The organism is Ruegeria sp. CE6 (genome assembly GCF_056537485.1).
In genome coordinates, this window is sequence record NZ_JBQFRR010000001.1 from 1,755,446 (window position 1) to 1,765,717 (window position 10,272).

Annotated in this window: 6 protein-coding genes; all 6 read left to right on the forward strand. The window is 51.3% G+C overall.

The window, feature by feature from the left end:
* Positions 1-2 precede the first annotated feature (2 nt).
* Positions 3-860 carry a 5-deoxy-glucuronate isomerase gene (locus tag ACR0DK_RS08430; protein ID WP_170395026.1) on the forward strand — a complete coding sequence of 286 codons (858 nt, stop codon included), beginning with the start codon at positions 3-5 and terminating at the stop codon, positions 858-860.
* A complete protein-coding gene (locus ACR0DK_RS08435; RefSeq protein WP_480735657.1) occupies positions 857-1,687 on the forward strand; it encodes a class II fructose-bisphosphate aldolase in 831 nt (276 codons plus the stop codon). The genes ACR0DK_RS08430 and ACR0DK_RS08435 overlap by 4 nt, the downstream gene beginning before the upstream one ends.
* A 1-nt stretch (position 1,688) precedes the next feature.
* A complete protein-coding gene (gene iolG / locus ACR0DK_RS08440; RefSeq protein WP_480735659.1) occupies positions 1,689-2,678 on the forward strand; it encodes an inositol 2-dehydrogenase in 990 nt (329 codons plus the stop codon).
* Positions 2,679-4,877: 2,199 nt separating this feature from the next.
* Positions 4,878-7,064 (forward strand): adenylate/guanylate cyclase domain-containing protein, encoded by a 2,187-nt coding sequence (locus ACR0DK_RS08445; RefSeq protein ID WP_480735660.1) that lies wholly within the window; start codon positions 4,878-4,880, stop codon positions 7,062-7,064.
* Positions 7,065-7,090: 26 nt separating this feature from the next.
* Positions 7,091-8,242: a phosphatase PAP2 family protein gene (locus ACR0DK_RS08450; protein ID WP_170408598.1), complete on the forward strand. Its 1,152-nt coding sequence runs from the start codon at positions 7,091-7,093 to the stop codon at positions 8,240-8,242.
* A gap of 21 nt (positions 8,243-8,263) precedes the next feature.
* The gene (locus ACR0DK_RS08455) at positions 8,264-9,811 is read left to right on the forward strand and encodes a S8 family serine peptidase (protein WP_223117251.1); all 1,548 of its coding nucleotides are present in this window, start codon (positions 8,264-8,266) and stop codon (positions 9,809-9,811) included.
* Positions 9,812-10,272 lie beyond the last annotated feature (461 nt).

The following is a 10,272-nucleotide window of genomic DNA, read 5'->3' on the forward strand; positions in this document are numbered from 1 at the left end:
AGATGCATATTGCGCCCCATGACAACCAGAACAAACCTATCGTCGATGCCGACCATGATCTGGTGCCGCTAAACTATTTCAACATCGTCAAACTGAAAAAGGGCGAGGTGTTCGAATATGCCGTGCCGGGCTATGAGACCTGCATCGTGCCCGCCACCGGTACCGTGGATGTCGATGTGGACGGCGCGATCTATACCAACCTTGGCAACCGCACCATCGACGTCTGGGATGGCGAGCCCGAGGGCGTATACGTTCCCGTCGGCGCCAAGGTTCGAATAACCTGCATGACGGATGAAACCGAAACCTTCATCGCGGGCGCAAAATTCGACCGTGTGCTTGAACCCTTTGATGTCCGCGTACCCGAGCTGGATTTGGTGCAGTATGGATCGGACGACACCAAAACCCATCGAAAGATCAAACACATTCTGGGCGCGAACCATCACGACAAGGTCGGCCGCTTGCTGGTGTCTGAACTTTATACCGTGGGTCAGGGCGGCTGGTCCGGCTTTCCCAGCCACAAACATGACACCGACCGCAAAAGCGACGATGGCGAAATGATCGAAACCCGCCATGACGAAACCTATAATTTCCGCTTCCGGCCCAACTATGGTTCTGGCGTCCAGATGCTGCAGCGTGAAGATAACAAGCCGGGTGATGCCTATCACATCATGGATGGCTCGACGATCCTGCTGGACAAGGGCTATCACCCCTGCGCAGTTTTGCCGGGGTATGAAATGTACTATTTCACCATCCTCGGCGGGCTCAGTCAGCGCTCGCTGAAGCAGTATTTCCAACCGACCCATGCAGCCCAGCTGCATACGATCCCGGGGATTATGGACATGGTGGCCAAGTTCAAATGAGCCTTGTGACATTATCGGACGTGCTGCAACCCGCGCTGCGCGACGGCTATGCCGTGGCCGGGTTGGTGACGCTGGGCTGGGAGGACATGCGTGCCTACGTGGCCGCTGCAGAAGCCGAAGGCGTACCGATCATCCTGCAAGCCGGCCCATCATGCCGCGAACACACGCCGCTGCCGGTTCTGGGCAAGATGTTCCGCCATCTGGCCGAATGTGCCAGCGTGCCCGTCGTGGCGCATCTGGACCATGGCTACACCCATGACGAATGCCACATCGCCATCGACAGCGGCTTCACCTCTGTCATGTTTGACGGCTCACGCAAGCCTTTGGAACAGAATATCGCCGAGACCGCTGCAATTGCCGAGATGGCCCATGCCGCTGGTGTCTCCTGCGAGGGGGAAATCGGTTTTGTCGGCTATTCGGGTGGTGAAGGTTCGGACGGAACCGACCCCGAGGAAGCCGCGCAATTCGCCCGAGAGACCGGCGTGGATGCAATGGCGATCTCGGTCGGCAACGTCCATTTGCAGCAGAACAAAGAGGGCGGTCTGGACGAGGCCCGTATCCGCGCCATCGAAGCCGTGACCGATATACCTCTGGTGATCCATGGCGGCTCGGGCGTGCCGGTTGCGCAACGTGCTGCGCTGGCGCGCGGATCGAAAATCTGCAAATTTAACATCGGGACCGAGCTGCGAATGGCCTTTGGGAATGCCCTGCGAACGGCCGTGAATGCCGATCCGGACAGGTTCGACCGCGTTCAAATACTGAAAGATACACATGAACCGGTGGTCGAGGCGACGCGCCGGGTACTGAAAGCGTTCAAAGGGGCATGACATGCTGAATATTGGGCTATTGGGATGCGGGCGGATCGGTCAGGTTCATGCGCGCTCGATCGGGCAGATTGATGGCGCACGGGTGAGCGCAGTGGCGGACGCATTCACAGAACCGGCTCAGATGCTGGCCGACAAAACTGGCGCACAGATCCTGTCGGCGGACGAACTGATCGAAAGCAAAGATGTCGATGCTGTCGTCATCGGTACTCCGACCGACACCCATTACGATCTGATCCATGAAGCGGCGAATGCCGGCAAAGCGATCTTCTGCGAAAAGCCGGTGGACATGTCCGCTGACCGCATCCGCGACTGCATCAAGGTGGTCGAAGCCACCGGCGTGCCCTTCATGACGGCCTTCAACCGCCGCTTTGATCCGAGCTTTGCCAATATTCAATCCCGCATCGCCGAAGGTGAGATCGGCGCGGTCGAAATTGTCACCATTCTGTCCCGCGACCCCTCGCCGCCACCGATCAGCTATATCGAAAGCTCGGGTGGGTTGTTCCGCGATATGATGATCCATGACTTGGATATGGCACGTTTCTTGCTGGGCGAAGAACCTATCAGCGTTTACGCTGTTGGATCATCGCTCGTCGATCCCGAGATCGGCAAAGCCGGAGACGTCGACACCGCAGCCGTAACCCTGACGACGGCCAGTGGCAAGATTTGCCAGATCTCCAACTCGCGCCGCGCCAGCTATGGCTATGATCAGCGCATCGAAGTGCATGGCGAGAAGGGCATGTTGCGGGCCGAAAACATGTTGGAGAATGCGGTTGAGGTCGCGACTCCGTCGGGTTTCCGCAAAGCCCCGGCCCAGCATTTCTTTCTTGAACGCTACGAAGGCGCCTATCAAGCCGAGATGGCCCATTTCACTGCCGCTGTGTCCGGATCAGGACAACTTGCACCAAGTATCATCGATGGGCTGCGGGCTCAGTTGCTGGCCGATGCGGCGGATGCGTCCTTGAAGCAGGGCACCGTTATCAGCCTCGCTTGAGGTTTTTGGGAAATAATCGAGGTTCAAGGTACGACGCGCCAAACTCGTACCCCCTCAAGAAATCATCAGACATCTTCTAGGCGCGCCGTATCGTTTTGGTATCTGGGCGAGATGTCCGGAATGTGTCTGAAAGATTAATTTTCCCAACTACGGGGAACCCCCAATATACGGGCCTACACGCATCGCATAACCTGAACTCAACGGACCACTTTCACTGATCCGTGTATCCCCTTCAGAGGGGTTGGCTCGACCCCCTCGCCGACCCCTCTGCTAGGTGGAATGTGAGGCGACGCTTTCAGTCTTATACCGCTACCGCGAGATTTGGACGAGGCGGGCTTTTTTCGGGCTTTAGACCTGTTCACTTTGTGCGACGACGGCGTCACCGATCAACGAAAAAGAAGTGCGTGCTGTTTCTTTAATTGTTTAATTTCTATGCTTTACAATCAAACCTCGACACCCCGAGAGAACAGTTGTCACGAGCGCGACAATGCGCGCCTAAAGGCTCCACAACTTTGCGGTGCTATATTAGATCGCTGAAACAAGCGCATTCACGGCTCCGGCAAAACCAGCCACTGCCACAATACTCGCCAAAATGACGCAAAGGATTTCCAACGCACTGAGTTTCATATCGGCCCCCACCGGAATGCTGCACACGGCATAGAGCAAGTCTTGAAAGGCGAAAAGTGAGCTTATGTTTACGTTGCGGAAACTTGCTATCTAGGCAGCGCTTACTTGCTCAGATACCACTCTCAGGACGTTAGTTGGGGTCGTTCTGATGGCATTTCTATCTTGACCTGTTGCACCTCTGCATCGCCGATTGCACATCATTCGGCGCGCAACGATCAATGGAAAGATACCTGAAACTGCGCCCATAGAATCTAATGGCGCTGTCGAGGTACGCCATAACTACACCCAGATGCGCGATACAAAAGGTTTGAACGCGCATTGTATCAACGCCACCGAAAATGCGCTTCATTCATTGGACGATCAGAAGACTGCTCGTGGGGCGGCATATCGAACTAGGTAACCCCCTCAAATCCAGTTGGAAAAACTAGAAAGTGCTAAAATAAAGACATGCCGCCCTCTGTGCCAAGATGGCATTATGGCAAAAATGTGTCCACGGCTAAATTCGAAACTCTTAGTTCGTGAATTGGAAACAAGATGTTTCGGAAAGATTCTCGGGGCCACTGAGAACCCTGCACTTCGAAGGTGCTCAGTGATGAGAGTTTGAATTCGAAGGATAACTCTATGACGTCACTCTCTCCACCCATGAAGATGGCTCGATAAGCGGACCATCGCTGCTTGGTGTCCTTCTCAGCAGAAACTACGATACCTCTCGTTGGATGAGGGATAGCCTCATCAAGCTTCAACCGAATTGCACGGCCAACACTGGATGGGCACTTCCCGAGCTACTGAACTGACACTTTAAACTGGAATGCATCTTGCTTCCCCATCTGTGCCCATCGCGCATCCTTCGTTCCAGAGAACGGGTCAAGTCATCAAACCTTGGGAGCAAAATTTGTTGTAAACAAAAACGAGGGAGTTCTAGGTTAGTTCAATATACTTCAACTGATAAGCATCCATTTTGACGAAATATAGTACAATGCTTCAATTGGTAGAAATCCAAAGATCTAATTCAATTATAACACGACGCTTGGGTTTTACCGTTGTGTTGTCATAGAGAAAGATGAATTAGCAGCGCTTGAAGTCTTGGTACGTGTTGATGCAAAAATTGAAGCCAATGACAAGATGTCAAGAAACGCCTTTTGTCGATATTCAAGTGGCATTAACTCTTTGACCTCTTAATGTGCATCCTTATCTCGCGCTGCGACGGTGCGTTTCATTCTTATTCACCGGAATCAAGCACTTATGAAGTAATGCGGAAGCTTTCCCTCTTTAACACCTACCAATGACCGGAAAGTATCAGTTCATATCACCCACCACTAAATTTATTTATTTATATCTGGAACTTAACAAATACCTGCGTTCTCAATTGCAAATGTCGAGCGCGTTTAATGTCGACGAGTTACTGAGATTAGTGTACTACTGACCCTAACTGTGGGGTTATTTTTATTTAAAACAATCGATCAGGGTGTCGAATTTTAGGCATTAGAAACATTTAATCTATTTACTTTGAGGTCAAGATATGGGGTAGACCAGACAAAGTTTTCGAAGACTAAAACACCAGAAGCCCGCCTAATGGCCATCGTGTTCATTGATGCATGTGGGTACTCGTTAGCGGTTCGCGAAACTGAAATGCGAACCCTATCCACTATTCGCGCGGATCTGAATCTAGCCAGTGAAGTAGTGGTCGCACTTGGAGGTGAAGTCACGGGTATTGCTGGTGATGGTTTTTGCGCGACATTCAGAAGTGTTTCAGTCGCGGTAGAAGCCTCGTTGAGGGTACAGGAAACTCTTTCCGCACAAGTCGGAAACTATGATCGCGGGTTCAGGATCGGTGTACATGTTGGTGATACATTTGAAATAGACCGCCAAATCATAGGGAACACCGTGAACACTGCGGCCCGTATCGAAAGTGCTGGATCGGCCGGTGACGTCCTGGTCTCCAGTGCGGTCCGAAATTCGCTTCGGGGTGGAAACGACTTTCGGTTTGTCTCCATCGGCTACCCAACACTAAAAAATCTGGGAAACTCTCTCGAGTTATTCAAGGTGATCAGAGTTTCGGACCAAGGGTCGCTGACAAAGGCCCGTCTCGAATTGATTGGGTATCCGAAGTATTGGGGCTCCCAAAACACTTTGCTGGACCTAAGCAACGAGCAGACAATGCTTCTCTCGCTCTTAGCTTGCTCTCAAGGTGTTTTTTCAGCGCATCGGGCTGGCGAAATTATTTGGGAGGACCAGTCTACTTCTGAAAGGTCTGCTTTATTGGAGCGGCTCGTTGACGCCACCAATGATCACACGGGTTTGGCAACCCTAATCAGTGTAGTTCGCGACAAAGATCTCATTTGCCTCAATCAACAAGAATTGGAAATAGACGTAACGGAGCCAGCAGCAGAACTATCGAATAATAGGCTGTTGGAGGGTTTCAATTGCCGCAATGCTGCTTTCATGGATTGGCTCCAGCATCAACGGTCTGCGGTTCGATGCATCAACCAAGATGGTGCTAATCTAGTAAGCAAAACCGATCTCACAACTCAGCCAACGCCTAATGCGTCATGGGTAGAAACTACGAGAACAAATTTCGTAATTGGCCTTCTAGCCTCAGATGTGGGAGCGGGATCGGAAAAAGCCTCTTTCGTAGCAAATATCGTCGCAGAGCAGCTATCAAAATCTCTTTCGGAAACCGAGGCCCTGATTGTTCAGGACTATCGCACCCCGAACGTGCCCGGGCCATACAACTCCAGCCCCAGCCACGGTGTTGGTCCCGACTTGTTTCTTCAGTGCAGAGCGTCAGCCTGCGAAAGCATGCTTCAAGTTTCTGTCACTGCAATGCGCCCCGAGGACCGGAAAGTTATTTGGAATCAGAATGTGGTGGCTGATCAGGGCGACTTTCTTGGGCTCTCAACCTCCAGCGTTGCAGCTTTTGTAAGCTACGCTACCGATGCGCTCCTCACGGCATTGGTGAATGGGCGTCATATGCGAGACCCCGCTGCCCATCATGCTGCAAAGACGGCGATCTCAGCAGTCCATCACTTGCTAACAATGTCTGGACCCGGTTTGGACCATTTGCAGGCAGACATATTGGCGGCCTACGAAATCGACCCCAAACCTGTTTACTTGGCCTGGCTAGCATATTTTACGACGTTCCAAATCGGCGAACGTTACGGAACGTGGGACATTGAGCTTGAAGAAAGAGCACGAGAGCTAGCGAGGCGAGCAGTCGAAGCTGACGCAGATAACGGGACCGTTTTAGGGCTTGTCGCTCACGTCTATTCCTACGTGTTCCGCGAGTTTTCGATTGCTCAGGACCTTTCTGACAGAGCCCTGGAGCTGAGCCCATATCGTGCAATGTGTTGGGATTCTGCTGCGATGCTCTACTGCTATACCGATCGTCCGAGGCTTGCAGTGGAGGCGGCGAACAAAGCTAGGGTTATCGGACGGCACAGCCCTTATCGTCATCTATTCGACGGCGCAAGCTGCGTAGCATCGTTGGTAAATGGCGACTTCGAACAGGCCGTCAAATTTGGCGAAAACGTGATGGCGGTACAACCACAGTTTAAAGCAGTTATGCGCTATCTGGCGGCATCTTACGGTCACTTGGGCGATCACACCAAAGGTGAGAAAGCGTTACATCGACTTGTCGAATTGGAGCCAGACATGTCTCTCACAAGTATTCGAGAAGACTGGTTTCCGGTTCCAACCCGCTTCAGCGCAAAACTTATGGAGGATGGTCTGAGCCGTATCGGGCTGCCAAAACAAATTTAGTATTTCGATCAAGGGAGGGGGATTCGTTGAATTACGTTAGTTTTCTCAACAACTTCGGTATGCTCGTTCGGCGTGGGGAATTGATTTCGTGTAAAGTTTTAAAGCTGGCGAACTTGGGCGCAGCGAACAATCCTGAGCGAAATAGGGATGAACTTGTATCGCTAATCTATGACGAACAGCAGCAAACATTCTGGGCGTACATCAATGCGATTCGTGAGATCAAGGACGACATAATTGATGATCCAACACTTGAAAAATTGAATTTGTTTTTTGATGAGATGACTCTGGTAGATCGTCTTCAGCGGAACGAACAAGTAGCTAATTCGGTTGCCACAGAAATTGGAAGCCGGTCTGCACTCGGAGCCGCTGTAATCGCGATGGGTCAGTCTTCATCCTTTGCCCTGAACCGCAACAGAAATAGAAACCGCAATAGAAACAGGAATCGAAATAGAAACAGAAATAGGAATCGAAATAGAAACAGAAACCGCACTGAGTTCGATTTCGGTGGGAGCGATGCCTCATTTGGTTGGCGCGAAATGCGTGATCTCTGTAAAATTGGCATTCCTATTGATACAAGTATTCTCGGGAAAATCTGGGAGAATATTGATCTTCTACCACCTCCAGGACCCGATGAAAGCCTGAACGAAACCACTCATCTGCTGGAACTTCAGGAGCAACTGAAACAGCCAGATCAAGTGCGCCGTCGCGACGAAATTGTTGCACAAGCGCAGTTCGGAATTGACGATTACCTGACCCCTTTAGGGATTGACGAGCAGGGCGGATTTGATGCGACGAAGGCCTTGATGGTCATCCTGCTGGAAATCACCAACGAGATCGGCCTTACTTACAAGAATAGGTTCAGCCGACCTCGACCAAACATCGTGCAGCCGCTTATCCGTCCTTACATCCCCGTACCCTATCACGCTGCATATCCATCCAACCATTCTTATCAATCATTCGCGATTGCAGAGCTGTTCTCTCGGCTGGTTCCAGAGCATCCGGGAACGATAGCGCTTTTCCATCGCGCCCAGCGTATTGCCGAGAACCGAGAATGGGCAGGTCTACACTACCCAAGTGATACAGCTGCAGGACGCAGTCTCGCAAAGAAAACAGTGGTTTATCTAACAGAAGCTCTCGATGAACTGATGGATGAAGCCCAGGACGAATGGCTGGGATAGCTACAAAGGGGAGGTGAGCCAATGCCTGTTGGCGATGAGTTATATAAACGTTACTACTATCTTTGGCATCTGGTGGCGATCAATGCGATTTCCGTACCAACTGGCACCTCATCTGGTGAGGTTTGCCCGACGATAACTGGTGTCGAATGGGATTTTGCAGGACGGGATGTAAAAATTGGCCTCATTGATATGGGGGTGGCCCGGCATCATCCAAACTTAGAAGCGCCAGAGGCCCCCCTTCCCCCTCCAGATCAAGTTATTTGGAATGACGCAATTGATCTAGCGAGCCACCCGTATGGAGCAAAGTACGAGGAGTTATCGGCATATCCTGCAGCAAACAGACACCGCGAGCTACCAGAACAACATTTGACCGGAATCAGCGCTTTGGTCATACCTGGTCTCGACCCCGAAGAAACCGAGATAATTAACAGAATTAGTAACGGTTTTGGCGTCAAGCGTTACGTCGATGCCTATGATGATCGGTATGCCGCTCACGGGACTGGATGCGCTGGCCTGACGAGCGGTACCAGTTATGAATTGGATCAGTTCGGCAATGCGGGTAATGTTGCCCCTTACTTTGGCGTAGACCCGCTAAGCAAAGTAGTTCCTATCACAACTTCAATATCTCCTAGCCCTGAGGAACTGATAGCGGCCTTTCTTTATGCAGAAGCGAAAGGTGTGGATGTCATTCTATTTCCGCGCGATGCCGCTGACCCTTCGTATTGGCCCGGCTATCCAACCTCTTTTGACGATGATGAAGAGACCCGCCTTCATAAAAGCAAGGCGGGAGAAGTTCATGAAGATATTTTGGACATCCAAAAATCCTGGGCTCTACTTGAGAAAGTCATAGAATGGGTAAGCAAGCAGACGCCTGTTGTATGCGCCGCAGGTAATGAGGGCAGGAGTGAACTGATTTACCCGGCTAGTTTGTCATCCAATCCCGCAAACGGTGTCATTTCAGTAGGCGCCGTCAATTACAACGGCTACCGATCGGGTTATTCCAACTACTCGGGTGATCTGACCGTAGTCGCACCTTCAGATGACGGAGAAGTATATAACAGATACCAAATCCGATTGGACCGTCGCGCTGCTTCAGCAGGCGACTTCTGGGTAGAGAACGTGCACAAAAAGCGCGAACCACCTTATGATGATATCCCTGAAATTTCATTTGCCTCACAACGGTTACTTTCCTTGGATGTTCCAGGACCGAGGGGCTACGTGGAAGGAACATTCGCTGGCCCTGTGAAGAAACGAGAAAGTGCGCGCGACGATCCTTCGGGATTATATGCTGAATTTGGAGGCACATCGGGTGCTGCTGCCTTGGTCGCCGGAGCAATCGCGATGATGCAGCGCAAGTCGACTTCAAAGGTGTCAGGTGTTGACGTCAAGAACATTTTCGAAGGTTTTTCGGCTGATACCAATAAACTAAATCTAGACCACTGGTATTGGTTAGATGCAGGGTCATCTTTGCAGCCAGATGCCATGAACTCATATACAACACCGAGCACAGATGAGCTTTTTGGGCAAGCAGGACTATTGGACGTCGCAAAACTACTTTTACAGGTTTGAACAAACTAGGACGTGTGATTGGTTGATACCGCTCCTTTCAAGGCATTTTGCCGCAAAGGAGATTGAATATGGGAATGAAGCGCACGGATTGATTCGTCTCTGCTGCGAGACGGATCAAGCTGATCATTGGGCTTTCATGCAAACAAACTGCGTTTGAACGCGGCATTGGCATTAAGCGATCGGAACGCTTGGCGCAGAATACCAATATCGCGCCATTAATGGGTTGAGATCAGAAGCACGTAGAGCGATAGATTCAGGGTCATCCCTATTCTCCAATTCTTCCTCACGCGTCGATTTTGGAGCGTGGCGCGATGAGGTGAAGACGTTAAGCAATTGCTCCGGGTGATCAATTGTAGTCTGCGCGGGCTGCTCTGGGATTTTCTAAAGTTGGTTGCGGGAGCAGGATTTGAACCTGCGACCTTCAGGTTATGAGCCTGACGAGCTACCGGGCTGCTCCATCC

Excerpts from the sequence above, each read along its gene's own strand:
- ACR0DK_RS08455 (WP_223117251.1), top strand. The coding sequence starts at position 8,264 with ATGCCTGTTGGCGATGAGTTATATAAACGTTACTACTATCTTTGGCAT.
- iolG (WP_480735659.1), top strand. The coding sequence starts at position 1,689 with ATGCTGAATATTGGGCTATTGGGATGCGGGCGGATCGGTCAGGTTCAT.
- ACR0DK_RS08435 (WP_480735657.1), top strand. The coding sequence starts at position 857 with ATGAGCCTTGTGACATTATCGGACGTGCTGCAACCCGCGCTGCGCGAC.
- ACR0DK_RS08445 (WP_480735660.1), top strand. The coding sequence starts at position 4,878 with ATGGCCATCGTGTTCATTGATGCATGTGGGTACTCGTTAGCGGTTCGC.
- ACR0DK_RS08430 (WP_170395026.1), top strand. The coding sequence starts at position 3 with ATGCATATTGCGCCCCATGACAACCAGAACAAACCTATCGTCGATGCC.